Origin of the sequence: Pseudomonas faucium (assembly GCF_021602585.1) — a bacterium.
GTDB lineage: Bacteria > Pseudomonadota > Gammaproteobacteria > Pseudomonadales > Pseudomonadaceae > Aquipseudomonas > Aquipseudomonas faucium.
In genome coordinates, this window is the sequence record NZ_BQIP01000009.1 from 100,740 (window position 1) to 114,828 (window position 14,089).

The window sequence follows — 14,089 nt, forward strand, 5'->3', positions numbered from 1 at the left end:
GCGGCCTGATCGCGTAAGTGTGTGCTGAGAGTCATGCCGAAGTACCGATCTGTGTCGGCTGAGCCAACGCCTGGGCCATTTCGCGCACCTGGCGCTGGTCGGCGTCGTTTATCCGTTGCAGTTGCTGGCCGAGCGTCGGCGCACCGAACACCCCGCGCAGCCCTTGGTTGAGTTCGCTCTGGCGCCACTGGCTGCCGTTGAACACGTTCATCTCGCTGACACCTGGCACCTCGCGGCTGAAGAGGGTGGCAAAGGTGCTGCTGGCGAACACACCGCCATCGCCGCCGCCAAAGCCGAGGAAGCCGCCCTGCCCGCCGATGCCGGCAGCGCTGCTGGCGAACACCTGGGCGATGAAGCTTGGCGCGCTGCCGGCCTGGCCAAGGAAGATGGTGCCCAGTGGCTGCAAATCGCCGCCCACCGTGCGCACTTCGAACAAGGCTGGCGCTGCCAATGGCGAAACGCTGTCGGCCGTTGGTACAACAGGCGACTGCAGGCCCAATGGCTGGATCTGCGCGATACCGCCAGTTGCCGGCGGGTCGAGCCGGTACTGCAGGTCGCCGACATCCTGGGTGGCGATGGCCTGGGCCTGCCCCAGCAGGGATGCCGCCAACAGGTTGCCGGCCTGGTCCTGAATACCGCTGCCCAGGGCGTTCAGGCTCAAGGCCAGGCTCCCCTGCCCGCGCAGGTCGCCGACCACCACGCGGTACGTCTGTGCATCGATCCGCTGCACCGACTGCACCACGGCGCTGGCACTGCCGGTGCCCAGCACCGAGAAATCGCCGGCGTCCACACCACTGACCGCCTCGTCGAAGCGGAGGGTGAAACTCAAGGTGCGATCGGTTGGCAGCACCGGGCCATCGACCACGATGCTGCTCGGCCGTGGCGCCTGGGCGTCGACCTGAATGGCGGCGGTGTCGCCGACCTGGTTGAGGCTGGTGTTGGCGTCGTTGCCGCGCGCATCGCGCAGGGTGCCGCCATTGAGGTCGATGGCCGCGCCCACGGCAAAGGTGCTGTTGCCGGACATGCCGCTGGTGACGGCGAGGCGGAACACCAGGGCAGTACTGCCCGAGCCGGACAGGTAGTCGGCATACACCACCCGGCCATTGTCCAGGGTGATGGCCAGCCGAGGGTTGCCATCGCCACTGTCCACCAGCACCGCTTCATCGGTGTTGACGGTGAAATCCAGCACCTGCCCGGCCACATAGGTGCCATTGGCCGGCACCGTGACGCTGGTGACCGCAGGCGCGGTGCGGTCGATGCTGTAGCTGCTGCCCTGCAGGCCGCCGGCAAGCGGGTTGCCCGCCACGTCGACGATGCCGGTGGCGCTGGCATTGAGGTCCAGGCGCACGTCGCCGGCGCCTGACAGGTTGTCGACGAGGACGCTGTAGGTGCACCCGTCAAGCTGCACCACCGAGGCAATACGGCCACTGGCCGACCCGCTGAACACCAGGCTGAAGTCCGCAGCATCGACGCCGCTGACGCCCTCGTCGAAGGTCACGGTGTAGCGCACGGCGCCAGCATTGGTCGGGGTCACGTCGACATTGGCGATCAGGCTGGCCCGGGGCGCTACGGTATCGATGACGATGCCGCTGTCGCCTGCGGGCAAACCCAGAGCCAACGCCATGTCGTTGCCTGCGGCATCGCGCAAGGTGCCGCCATTGAGCTCGAGGTTGGCGCCCAGGGTGACACCGTTGCTGTTGTTGCCGGGTTCGACGGTGTACTCGAACACCAGGGTGTCGCTGCCGCTGCCGGAGACAAAGGCGGCGTAGCGGGTAACGCCGCCGATGTTCAGGACCAGGCGCGGCGTACCGGTAGTGGTGTCGACGATGACCTTCTCGCTGGCTGCGACCGTGAAGCGCAGTACATCGCCCGCGTTGTAGGCGCCCGGCGCTGGGAGCTCGACGCTGGACACCTGCGGCACGATGGCATCGACCAGCACCTGGCGTGTGTCGCCCACCCCATTGAGTGCAATGAGAGCATCGTTGCCGACACTGTCACGCAAGGTGGCGCCGTTGAGCTGGAGACTGCTGGCGACGCTGATGCCATTGCTGTCCATCTGGCCGCTGGTGACGGTCAGGCGGAATACCAGGGCATTACTGCCGGCGCCGGACAGGTAGCTGGCATAGGCTTTGGCGCCATTATCCAGGGTGATTTCCAGGCGCGGGGTGCCGCCGCTGGTGTCCAATTGCACCGCTTCGTCGAAGTGCACGGTGAAGTCCAGGTTTTGCCCGGCCACGTAGCTGCCGTTGGCCGGCACATCGACGTGGGTGACGCTCGGCGCTACCCGGTCGATGCTGTAGCTGGCCCCGGCCAGGCCACCGGCAAGCAGGTTGCCCGCCGCATCGGCGATGCCGGTGCCGCTGGCGTTGAGGTCCAGGCGCAAGCTGCCGGTGCCGCTCAGGTTGCTGACCTTGACCACATAGGTGCGCCCGTCCACCGCCGTGACGCTTTCGATGCTGCCGGCGGCGTCACCGCCGAACACCAGGCTGAAGTCGCTGGCATCGACACCACTGACATCCTCGCTGAAGGTCACGTTGTAGCTGACCGAAGCACTGTTGCTTGGGGTCGCGTCGGCCCGGCTGATCTGCGCCGGGGTCGGCAACACGGTGTCGATCAGCACGTTGGCGGTGCTGCCCAGGCCGTTGAGTTGCAGGCCCAGCGGGTTGCCTGCAGGGTCGCGCACGCTGCCACCATTGAGGTCCAGGGTGTTGCCTACGCCCAGTCCGCTGGCCGTGTTGTCGCCGCCCTGCACGATGTACTGGAACACCAGCGCACCGCTGGCAGCACCTGAAACATAGGCGGCATACCGCTGCACGCCGCCGATATCGAGCAACAGGCGCGGCGTGCCGGTGGTGGTGTCAACCACCACGCCTTCGCTGGTGTGGACGGTGAAGCTCAGCACATCGCCTGCTTTATAGTTGCCGTCGGCCGGCACACTTACCGAACCAACCAGCGGCACTACGGCGTCGATCAATACGCCACTGGTGCTGCCGACGCCATTGAGGGCCAGGTTGCCCGAATTGCCGACCGCGTCGCGCAAGGTGGCGCCGTTGAGCTGGAGATTATTGGCGACGCTGATGCCATCGCTGTCCATCTGGCCGCTGGTGACGGTCAGGCGGAATACCAGGGCATTACTGCCGGCGCCGGACAGGTAGCTGGCATAGGCTTTGGCGCCATTATCCAGGGTGATTTCCAGGCGCGGGGTGCCGCCGCTGGTGTCCAATTGCACCGCTTCGTCGAAGTGCACGGTGAAGTCCAGGTTTTGCCCGGCCACGTAGCTGCCGTTGGCCGGCACATCGACGTGGGTGACGCTCGGCGCTACCCGGTCGATGCTGTAGCTAGCCCCGGCCAGGCCACCGGCAAGCAGGTTGCCCGCCGCATCGGCAATGCCGGTGCCGCTGGCGTTGAGGTCCAGGCGCAAGCTGCCGGTGCCGCTCAGGTTGCTGACCTTGACCACATAGGTGCGCCCGTCCACCGCCGTGACGCTTTCGATGCTGCCGGTGGCGTCACCGCCGAACACCAGGCTGAAGTCGCTGGCATCGACACCGCTGACATCCTCGCTGAAGGTCACGTTGTAGCTGACCGAAGCACTGTTGCTTGGGGTCGCGTCGGCCCGGCTGATCTGCGCCGGGGTCGGCAACACGGTGTCGATCAGCACGTTGGCGGTGCTGCCCAGGCCGTTGAGTTGCAGGCCCAGCGGGTTGCCTGCAGGGTCGCGCACGCTGCCGCCATTGAGGTCCAGGGTGTTGCCTACGCCCAGTCCGCTGGCCGTGTTGTCCCCGCCCTGCACGATGTACTGGAACACCAGCGCACCGCTGGCAGCACCTGAAACATAGGCGGCATAGCGCTGCACGCCGCCGATATCGAGCAACAGGCGCGGCGTGCCGGTGGTGCTGTCAACCACCACGCCTTCGCTGGTGTGGACGGTGAAGCTCAGCACATCGCCTGCTTTATAGTTGCCGTCGGCCGGCACACTTACCGAACCAACCAGCGGCACTACGGCGTCGATCAATACGCCACTGGTGCTGCCGACGCCATTGAGGGCCAGGTTGCCCGGGTTGCCGACCGCGTCGCGCAAGGTGGCGCCGTTGAGCTGCAGGTTGCTGGCGACGCTGATGCCATCGCTGTCCATCTGGCCGCTGGTGACGGTCAGGCGGAATACCAGGGCATTACTGCCGGCGCCGGACAGGTAGCTGGCATAGGCCTTGGCGCCATTGTCCAGGGTGATTTCCAGGCGCGGGGTGCCGCCGCTGGTGTCCAGTTGCACCGCTTCGTCGAAGTGCACGGTGAAGTCCAGGTTTTGCCCGGCCACATAGCTGCCGTTGGCCGGCACATCGACGTGGGTGACGCTCGGCGCTACCCGGTCGATGCTGTAGCTGGCCCCGGCCAGGCCACCGGCAAGCAGGTTGCCCGCCGCATCGGCGATGCCGGTGGCACTGCTGTTCAGGTCCAGGCGCAGGCTGCCAACACCGCTCAGCCCACTCACCAGCACCGTGTAGGTGTGGCCGTCCACGGCGGTGACGCTGCTGATGCTGCCTGTGGCGCTGCCACTCAATACCAGGCTGAAATCACTGGCATCGACGCCGCTGACGTCCTCGCTGAAGGTCACCGTGAAGCTGACCGAGCCGCTGTTGCTCGGCGAGGCGTCGACACGCACGATACTGCTGGCGGCCGGCACTGTGGTGTCGACCAGGATGCCCGCGGTGCTGCCCATGCCGTTGAGGGCCAGGTTCATGTCGTTGCCGGCCAGGTCGGTGAGCTGCTCACCGCGCAGGTCCAGGCTGCTGACCGCGATGCCGTCGGCGTCGTTGTCGCCGGCCTGCACGGTGTACTGGAACACCAGCGCCGCGCTGCCATTGCCGGAGACATACGTGGCATAGCGGGTCGCGCCACCCACGTTGAGCACCAGGCGCGGCGCCAGCGCGCCGGTCTGCAGGGCTTCGCTGGCATTGACGGTGAAGGTCAGGACGTCGCCCGCCTTGTAGCTGCCATCGCTCGGGATGGCCACGCTGACCACCGCTGGCACCACGCCGTCGATATTGACGTTGGCAGTGCTGGCAACACTGTTGAGGGTGACTTGGGTGTCATTGCCGGCCGCATCGCGGATGCTGCCGCCGTTGAGCTGCACCGAGCCGCCCAGGGTGACGCCGTTGCTGTCCAGCTGGCCGCTGGCCGCCGTCAGGCGGAACACCAGCGCGCTGCTGCCGGAGCCGGACACGTACTGGGCGTACACCGTGCCGCCGGTGTCCAGGGTGACGGCGATGCGCGGCACGCCGCCGCTGCTGTCGACCACCACGCGCTCACTGAAGTTGACGGTGAAGTCGAGGTTCTGGCCGGGGATGTAAGTGCCGTCTGCCGGCGCGCTGACGCTGGCCACCACCGGCACCACGCCATCGACCACGATATTGCTGCGCCCGCCCAGCGAGTCCGCGCCACCCACGGTCGGCAGCGTCAGGATCGCCAGGTCGTGGGTGGCGTTGGCCAGTGCCCCGCCGTTGAGCTGCAAGGCCGCCGTGCTCTGGAAGTCCAGGTCGGCGCTGAGGTCACCGGCCTGCACGGTGTACTTGAACACCAGGGTATTGCTGCCCGAACCGCTCAGGTAGACCGCGTTGCGGTCGACCAGGCCGGTTTCCAGCAGCAGGCTCGGCGTGCCGCCACTGGCGTCGACGAACACCGCCTGGTCGAATACAACGTTCACCAGCACCTCGTCACCGATCTTCACGGTGCGGTCCAGGCCCTGGGCGGAAACATCGGTCACTTTGGGGTTCACCGGCACCACATTGATCATGATGGTGCCGACGGTGTTCCACGCCCCACCGCTGCCGGTATTGCCCTGGTCGTTGGTTTGGATGATCAGCTGGGCGGGGCCCTGGTACCCGCTGGTAGGCGTGAAAACCAGGCTCTGCAGCGCGGCGTTGAGGTTGGCCTGTGAGCCCTGGATGCGAATGACGGCGTTGTTGAGGCCAGTGCCGATCAACAGGGTCACGCCGCTGGTATTGGCCAGGTTCATGGTGCCGTTCACCGTGCTCAGGGTCACGGTCATCAGGCTGCTGCCGGCATCCACATCGCTGATGGAAATGGCGTTGCCATTGCCATCGTTGAACGCCACAGAACCGTTCTGCGCGACAGTCTGGGCACTCGGCACGCTGTTGACCGGCGCATCGTTGACCGCATTGACGCTGATGGTCACGGTCTTGGTGTCGGTCAGCGGGCTGCCACCGGTGTTGCCGTTGTCGTTGATGGTCACCGTCAGGGTCACGCTGTTGGTAGCGTTCAGTGCGGTCCGGTAGCTCAGGTTGTTGCCAGCGATGAAGGCGTTGATATCGGCCAGGGTGCCGGTGAGCGTCAGGCGGTCGGTGCCGTCGCCGCCGACCACCACGCCCTGTCCACCCACCGCGCTCAGGGTGCCGCTGGGCACCGAGAAGGTCGCGGTCACGCTGCCACTGCCGGCGTCGACGTCGCTGAAGCTGACACCGGTGATGGCGCCGGGCACGTCCTCGGTCACGGTAATGCTCCCCGGCACAGTGACCACGGGCGTGTCGTTCACCGGGATGATCGTGAGGGTCATGGCCCTGCTGTCATTGCTGATGCTGCCAGTATTGGCCGTGATGGTCAGGGTGACGTCACCGTTGGCATTGGCCGCCGCGATATAGGTCACCCGGTTGCTGGCGATGAAGGCGTTGATGGCTGAAAGCGTGCCGGTCAAGGTCAGTGTCATGGTGTTACCGCCCACTGTCACACCGGCGCCGCTGGTGGCACCCAGGCTGCCCGACAGGACGCTCAGGGTCACCGTGCCGCTGGCGGAATCAGCATCACTGACACTGATCTGGTTGATCACCGAAGCGGTATCTTCGACCACCAGGATTGTCGTCGGCGCACTGATCACCGGCGCGTCATCCACGGCGGTGAGGGTAATGCTGCGGGTGACCGCGGAAGAGTCCAGGCCGCCGTCATTGACCTTGAACTCCACGGTGCGCGTCTGGGTAGCTGGGGCGTCCGACAGATTGCTGAAAGTGACCGCCCGCAAGGCCGCCTGGAACTGCGCCAGGGTCGCCTGGTTGCCGGCGGAGGTCAGCGTCAGGGTGCCGCTGGCGGCATCCCAGGAGGCACTGATATTGCCCATGGTCGCCGGGTTGTTGACCAGCGCCAGGTAGTCTTGGCCGGTGCTGTAATTGGCCGAGATGCGCACGGTGGCCGAGGCAATGCCTGGGCCATCCGGGTCGGTGATGGTGATGCCATTGTCGATGACCACGGGCACCGAGGTGGTGTTGTTGCCTTCCGTCCAGGCCACGCTGCCGCCGCTGCCAGCGAGCGTCGGCGCCTCGTTGACCGCGGTGACCACCACGCTGGCGGTGTCGGTCGAGGTGGAAAAGGCCGAAGTGCCGCCCGAGGTGCTGGTGTCGAGCTTGACGCCCTGCAGGCCGGCGGTGCCGTTGCTCTGGTCCCAGGCCTTGTAGGTGAGGGTGGCGGTTTCGCCATGGAAGCCGTCCGGGACGAAGCGCACCCGATCGGATGAACGCAGGATCAATGCGGCGCGGTCCGATACCACGCCGATGTCGAGCCACGTGGTACCGCTGTCGGTACTGAATTGCCACACGCCATGGGTGGTGGTCAGGCCGGTGATGGCAACCCCTTTCAGCGCGCCGCTATCGACATCGGTGACGCCACCGACCAGGGCACTGACCGGGTCACCCGCGTTGTTGGTGGCGGTATCGATCAAGCCCGTCAGGGCCGGCGATTGCGGGTTCAGCAAGGGTGCATCGTTGACCGAGGACACCACCAGGGTGGCCTGGGCGGTACCCGAGGAGAACGCCGTGCTGCCGCCATTGCTGGTGCTATCGGCCAGGCCGCGGCTGCCGGTGATCGAGGCCGTGCCGGTGGTACGGTCCCAGGCGCGGAAGGTGAAGCCGACGTTCTCGCCGTTGGCGCCGTCGGGGATGTAGCGCACCTGGGTGCTGGCGGTCAGCAACAGTGCGCTGCTCGACGAAACCGAGCCGAAGTTGCTCCAGCTGATGCCATCGGTGGAATACTGCCAGATGCCGCGGCCGCTGGTGGCGGTGATCGCGATACCGGCCAGGGCACCCGGGTCCACGTCGCTGTAGCCGACGCTGCCGAGGATGGCGCTCACCAGGTTGCCGCCGGTGACCGTATCTTCGTTGGTGCTGGCCATCACGAAGGGGCCGCCACTGAGCGTCGGCGCATCGTTGACCGCGACCACCGACACCGTGCTGGACACGTTGACCAAGCGCGTATCGAGGCCGCCGTTGGCAGTGCCGCCGCTGTCGCGCACGCTTTCCAGCGTTACCACCCGCGCCGAACCGGACGGCCCCTGGCTGTCGTTGCGATAGGCGATGCTGTTGACGATGCTCTGCGCCGTGGCCGCGGCAAGCCCGGTATGGGTCAGGGTGACGGTGGCGGTACTGCCGCTGACGGTGACGGTGACCGTCATGCCATTGCCGCTGGTGAACACGCTGTTGTTACCGACCAGGCTCACATCGGAGCCATCGATGACCAGCTTCTCGGCGGCGCCGTTGCCGAGGTTGCTGACTGTGAAGACCATCCCGACGATGGTCTGCCCGGCCTCGACGGTACTGATCGATGTGCCGCTGAACAGCTGCACGGCAGCGCCGTCTTCGGTGTAGGCCGGCGAAGTGCCGATGGTGTTCACGACAGGGGCATCGTTGACTGCGCTGACGTTCAACGTCACCGAAGCCACGTTGCTGGTGCTGCCTGTCCCGTCATTGACGGTGACCTGCACCGTGCGCGTAACGGTGCTGATGTCGCCGTTGCCGGCGTTGCGGTAGGCCAGGTTGTGCAGCAACGCGCTCACGGCGGCCGGGGTCGCGGCGCCGTTGAGGCTGATGACCAAGGGATTGCCCAGGCTACCGCCGGTGAACAGGCCGATCAGCACGCCGCCATAGCTGACGCTGTTGCCGCTGATGCCGATCTGCCCGACGCCGCTGCCGGTATGGGTGATCCACAACACGTCCTCGCTGGCGACATTGTTGCTGCTGATGCGCACGGTGACGTTGCCACCGTTGAAGTTGGCGCTGTCGGCATCGCTGACGATGGCATTGCCGCCCGCATCGATCAGCGTTACCGGGGCGCCTTCGATATGGGTGACGCTATCGCCATTGAGATTGCCGATCACCGGTGGCTGGGCGATGACCGTGGTGAAATTCAGTGCCGAGTTGTTGAGGATGCCGCCGAACGCCTTGCCGTCGGCATTGACGAACGCTTTGCCGTCGATGCGGATCGCGTACTCGGTGCCCTGGGCCAGGTCGGCCGGAGGGTCGATGATCCAGGTCGTGCCGGATCCGCTCAGCGCAGAACTGCCGGCGGCGATGCTCTGCACCACGGCACCGTCACGCAGCCGCACGATGTAGATGAAGCCGCTGCCAAGGGTCACGCTTTCGCTGAAGGTCAAGGTGATGTTGGCCGAGGTTGATACGTTCAAGCTGTCGTCGGCTGGCGTGGCACTGACCAGCTTGGGCAAGCCCCCGCTCTGGTAATAGACCATGGCGCTGCTGGCGGCCACGCTACCGATTACATCCTTGTCGCCGTCACCGTCGAAGTCGCCGACCCTCACGTTCTGAAAGCCCATGTTGGGCAGGCTGGCAACGCCGAAAGGCGAGTTGATCAGGTCGACCGCTGCAGTGAACGAGCCGTCGGCGTTCTGGCTGGCGTACTTCCAGGCACCGAGGTCGGCCATCTGGTAGAGGATGTCGGCATCGCCATCGCCATCGAAGTCGCCGATGACCGCCCTGGCGGCAAGCGGCACCGAGGGTAAGCCTACGGTGGGCGCGGAAGAGAACACGCCGGCATCGTTGCGGTACAAGAAACCGGTGCTGTTGTTGCTGAAGGCGAAGACGTCGAGGTCGCCATCACCATCGAAATCCACCACCCGGTAGTTGTAGGTGGTAATGGCGATCAGGCTAACGTTGGCAAAAGGGCTGAGCCCCTGGTCCAGGGTCGTGAAAGTGCCGTTGCCGTTGTTCTGCGCATAACGCCAGACGTTGGCCGTACCGGGTGTGTAAAGGATGTCGGCGGCGCCGTCGCCATTGAAGTCGCCGACCACCAGGCGCACGCCTAACTGCGCATCGGTAAAGCCGCTGGCGTTTTCGCGGGTGTACTTGCCGGTACTGGTGTCATAGCGGTACAGGTAAGCCGAGCCCCCGCTCACGGCCACCCCGAGCAGGTCGGTGTCGCCGTCATTGTCGAAGTCGGCGGCGTAGTAGTTGGTACCGTTGCCCGCAGCGTCGATCAGGCCGACATTGGAAAACGGTGAGTACTGCGCATCGCTGGCCGCGTAATAGGTGAACACCCCACTGTTGCTGCCCAGCGCGAGCTGCCAGGCCGTGCCGTTGGTGCCAGGCTGGAACAGGATGTCGTCGATGCCATCGTTGTTGAAATCGCCGATCACATAACGCGCCAGCGCGTTCGCGGGCAGGGTCTGGCCTGAGCCTGTGGTATAGCTGGCGGCCAACAGGTTTTCATAACCACCCAGCTCAGCGCCCAGCGGGGTGGTTTCAATCGAGCCGCTGACGCGCTCCAGCGTCCAGTTGCCACCCAGGGCGGCGGCGCCGGTATCGTCCGTGGACGCTGCGACATCGGCACCGGTGATGGCGGCCAGGCCATCGAGCAAAGCCTGGCCCTTGCTGTTCTCGCCCACCTTGCAGCCGTACAGCATCAAGTCGCCATCGGCTTTCAGTGCGGCGCCGACGCTCTCCAGCGCGGCGCTGTGCTCGGCAAGGTTGCCGCTGTTGAGCCAGACATTGCCCATCTGCACCGTGCCATCGGCGCCATGCGACAGCAGATGGATGGCATCGAGCCCTTCGCGGCCCTTGAGGTAGTCGGCCATCTGCTGCAGGCCGTCCTTGTTCGGGTCGAGGATGACCACTTCGGGCTTGCCGGACAGCCCCGACAGCAGCTGCTCGAGGTTGCTGACATTGCCGTCGATGAACACCACTTCCTGGCGCTGGGCATCGGGTTGGCCGGTGGCGTCGGCGGTCGCGGCCGGGGGCTGGCTGGCGTCCTGGCTGGGGGCGCTGTCCTTGGCCGCATCGGCGCCGGTCTGCGCCGCCGCATCCTGGGCAACCACGGCCACCGACGCATCGAACATGATCCGCGGTTCGAGCGCCATCAACAGCGGCGCGGCGCCGGGTGCGGGCACGGGCTGCTGTGGGGCTGGTTTGCGCGAAAAACGTTCGATGAGCTTCATGCAGCACCTCCTGGTATTGAACCCCTTCACATGGCCATGCGAAGCGGCCTTTAAAAAGGACGGCGCCCTCACGGGCACCGCCAGTCATGGCCATTCGGGGGCCCTGGCCCCCTCGCCCGGCACGTCAGCCGCGGCTTGGGTAGATCCCGGACACGGCGATGATGAAATTGACAGCCAGGTACGGGTTGCGCACCGAAAGCGGCACCGAACTACCACTGTTGCCGATCGCCTGGGGCGCCAGCGAAGTGTCCATGGGCGTCGCCGGATTACTGCGTTGCCCGTAGATGTTCAATGGCGTACCGGCACTGTCCTCGGCTGCAGCCAGATGAGCCACGTTGGTTGGCTGGCTGGCTACACCTTTCTGGTCGGTGGCCCCCATCTGGTGAGTGTGCTGCGGCAGGTTGTTGTTGGTCAGGGTGACGGCTTCGGCCCCCCCGCCCTTGCCGACGGTATAAATCGCTCCAGTGTTCGGGAACTGACCCTGGCCGATCGGTGTGACCCCGCCGAAGTGGGGCAAGGCGAAGGTGTCGGGCGCTGTTCCGCCATAGAGGTTGCCAAGCAGTGCGTACAGCGCCTGGTTCTGGCGTACCAGCATCAGCTGGCCTTGGCACAGGGCATAGCCCCGGGGTGCGAAGTTGCCAGCGAACATCTTGATTTCTGCGATAAAGGGCTCACTCATCGGACGCTTCCTTCCTTGCGTAATGGGGGGGGTGGCTCAGCCTTGCGTGAATGTGGATCACGGTTTGGTAGGCCATTCGCCAGTCAGGGCGATGATGAAAGAGATGGGCATGTAAGGGTTTCGCAAGGAAATGGGTTGCACTCCGCCGACCACGCTGACCGACTCCCCCTGCATGCTGACATTCATTGCCGTGGTGGCGTCGCCATAGAAGTTCAGCGGCGTCCCCGCAGCATCGGTGGCGGACGCCAGCACCGCGCGCGGCGAAGGCACGTTGGTAACGCCTGCGGACAACGACCCGTTTAGCGGGTGGTTATGCGAGGGCATGCTGTTGCTGGACAGTTGGACGGTCTCGGCGCCACCCGCATTGGCGAAGGCGAAGTTGGAGGTTGCGCCACTCTGTCCTTGACCTATCGGGCCGCGCCCTCTCAGGTCTGGCAGGCCGAACGTGGCGAGGCCATCGCCGCCGAACGTGCGGCCGAGAACGGCAGCCAGCGCCGGATTCTGGCTAACCTGCAAAATGTCCCCTTGGCAGAAGGCGTAGCCATAGGGTGCGTAGGTGCTGGCGAACATCTTGATTTCGCCGACGTAGGGCTCACTCATCGAACACTTCCTGTATATGCGCGTAGTTGAAGATGTGCGGGTCGGTCGAGTTCACTGATGAGGTGGGTAGTAGCCCTCGGCGCAAATGATGAATGAAAGAGCCAGATAGGGATTGCGCAACGCGATCGGCGTCGCACCGCCGGTGGCGGAAAGCGTCGTGGGGGCCAGGCTTGTGTTCAGCGGCGTGGCAGGGTTGTTGACCTCGCCGTAGATATTGACCGGCGAACCCGCCGAATCGGTAACCGCCGCCAGGTAGGTGTCCGGCCCAGGCACGTTGGTCGTGCCCGGCTTGCTGGTGGCACCGAGCGTGTGGGTATGCGCCGGCATGTTGCTGGCCAGTACCGAGACCGTTTCCTGGCCACCGAACTCACCCAGCTCGTAGAAACTGCCGACGCCCGGCGCCTGGCCTTGCCCGACCGGCATACGACCACCGAAATGCGGCAGTTGGAACGTGGAGACGCCGTTGCCACCGTAAGTGGTACCGATGATCGAGAACAGCAACTGGTATTGCGAGATCGACAGCGCTTGCCCCTGGCACATCAACCAGCCCACGGGCGCGTAGTTGCCAGCGAATATCCTGATTTCACCAACGTATGCGTCACTCATTCGAACACGTCCTTTGTTGCTGGGGTTGGAATCTTTCAGCCGGTGGCGGATCTGCAACAGCGCCTCAGGCAGCTTCGCGCTTGCGGTGAATCACCGCTTCCAGGGCTGGGCGACCATCTTCCTCAGGCATTACCGGGGTCATCAGCAGCAGCCAGTGCTGACCGCCCGGGCCGCCGAGCCGAAACACCGCCTGAGGCAGGTGCAACCCTTCGGGCAATGCGAAAATGACGGCGTAACACTCGTATTCATCGCTCATTGCCGCACTTGTGCGAATGGCCGTGCGGGTCACCTGAACCTGCTGTTGCGGGGAGACCTGCAGCGTGAAGGCGTCCGCCGGTGCCTGCTCCAGCAGTGCGAAAGTGGGCATCTGGAAATCGATTGGTTCGCTCATTGCGCCATCCTGCGAGGGTGATTCGGGGCTTCCCTGCGCATGCGCAGGTATACCCCGGCCTGGTTGATCACTTTGAAACCAAAGCGCTGATACAGCTGCAGCGCCGGGTTGTAGGGCTCAACGGAAAGTTCGATTGGCAATTCACGTTCATCGGCCTGGCGCTGCAAGTCTTCGAGCAACGCAGAGCCGATGCCGCGTTTCTGGAACGCTGGAATGAGGGCGATGTCGATCAACAGGGCGCAGGTTTCGCCGAAGTGGCGATAGAGGCGGCCGATACGCAGGCCTTGGTGCTCGATGATGAGAAACTCGGCGCGGGCGAAATGCGCCTGGTAATAGGTGTGCTGCGCGTTGAACTGCATGCTCAAGAAAGCAGCGACCTGCTCCGCCGGCCAGCCGCTATGGGCCATCTCCTGCGCACGGCTGGTGGCATACAGTTGCTCGATAAAGGGCATGTCGCCCGTTTGCAGGGCACGGAGGGTCACAGCGCAGTTCGACATCGGTGCAAACTTCCCTGTTTACAGCAGCCTGTGGGCAAACTTGTGGCGTGACGGACGTCAGCGCGTGAGGCATGGCAAATTGATAGCAGCCTAGT

Annotated in this window: 6 protein-coding genes; all 6 read right to left on the minus strand. The window is 65.0% G+C overall.

Going from position 1 to position 14,089, the window contains the following annotated elements:
- Positions 1–31: 31 nt before the first annotated feature.
- Positions 32–11,221 carry a DUF4347 domain-containing protein gene (locus tag L6D75_RS12900; RefSeq protein ID WP_176514255.1) on the minus strand — a complete coding sequence of 3,730 codons (11,190 nt, stop codon included), beginning with the start codon at positions 11,219–11,221 and terminating at the stop codon, positions 32–34.
- A 124-nt stretch (positions 11,222–11,345) separates the two neighbouring features.
- Positions 11,346–11,900: a phage tail protein gene (locus tag L6D75_RS12905; RefSeq protein ID WP_176514253.1), complete on the minus strand. Its 555-nt coding sequence runs from the start codon at positions 11,898–11,900 to the stop codon at positions 11,346–11,348.
- A 57-nt stretch (positions 11,901–11,957) separates the two neighbouring features.
- Positions 11,958–12,500 carry a phage tail protein gene (locus tag L6D75_RS12910; protein ID WP_176514251.1) on the minus strand — a complete coding sequence of 181 codons (543 nt, stop codon included), beginning with the start codon at positions 12,498–12,500 and terminating at the stop codon, positions 11,958–11,960.
- A gap of 51 nt (positions 12,501–12,551) precedes the next feature.
- Positions 12,552–13,106 (minus strand): phage tail protein, encoded by a 555-nt coding sequence (locus tag L6D75_RS12915; protein ID WP_176514249.1) that lies wholly within the window; start codon positions 13,104–13,106, stop codon positions 12,552–12,554.
- A gap of 64 nt (positions 13,107–13,170) precedes the next feature.
- Positions 13,171–13,497: a DUF6916 family protein gene (locus L6D75_RS12920; protein ID WP_176514247.1), complete on the minus strand. Its 327-nt coding sequence runs from the start codon at positions 13,495–13,497 to the stop codon at positions 13,171–13,173.
- Positions 13,494–13,994, minus strand: coding sequence for a GNAT family N-acetyltransferase (locus L6D75_RS12925; protein WP_176514245.1), 501 nt, complete (start codon positions 13,992–13,994; stop codon positions 13,494–13,496). The genes L6D75_RS12920 and L6D75_RS12925 overlap by 4 nt, the downstream gene beginning before the upstream one ends.
- Positions 13,995–14,089 lie beyond the last annotated feature (95 nt).